This is a genomic window from Escherichia sp. KCJ4928 (assembly GCF_004352695.1).
Lineage (GTDB): Bacteria > Pseudomonadota > Gammaproteobacteria > Enterobacterales > Enterobacteriaceae > ECMA0423.
In genome coordinates, this window is sequence record NZ_SJWV01000656.1 from 1 (window position 1) to 354 (window position 354).

The 354-nt window shown below is 59.9% G+C and carries 1 pseudogene; it reads right to left on the reverse strand.

What is annotated here, in order from left to right:
* Positions 1-262, reverse strand: a pseudogene (locus tag E0D98_RS27710) (conjugal transfer protein TraV); the annotation flags it as partial.
* Between the last annotated feature and the right edge of the window lie 92 nt (positions 263-354).

Sequence of the window (354 nt, forward strand, 5' to 3'; positions counted from 1 at the left end):
GCTCCGGCACGTTGACCTGCCAGGTGGCCGTTGTTATCAGTGTGCCTGTCTCTCCGGGCAGAGCCAGGCGAACGCCACTCATTTCCCCGTCAGCCCGTCTGTCACTGGCGAAAATGACCCGGGGATTTGGGGAGGGACGCAGCGTGAAGCAGGCGGACGGCAGGGTGAAGCTGAAACTGTCACCGTCCACGCGCAGCGTTTTCAGGAAGACCTGTCCCCGTGCAGGGCGCCGGCAGCGGGGAGTGATGTGTATGCTGTACATCAGAGGTGATATCCCTGCTTACGGATGAGTTCTGCAGCCAGATCATGGATGACGTTTTCACTGTCATGTGTACGGGCGCGGTGTTCTATCAG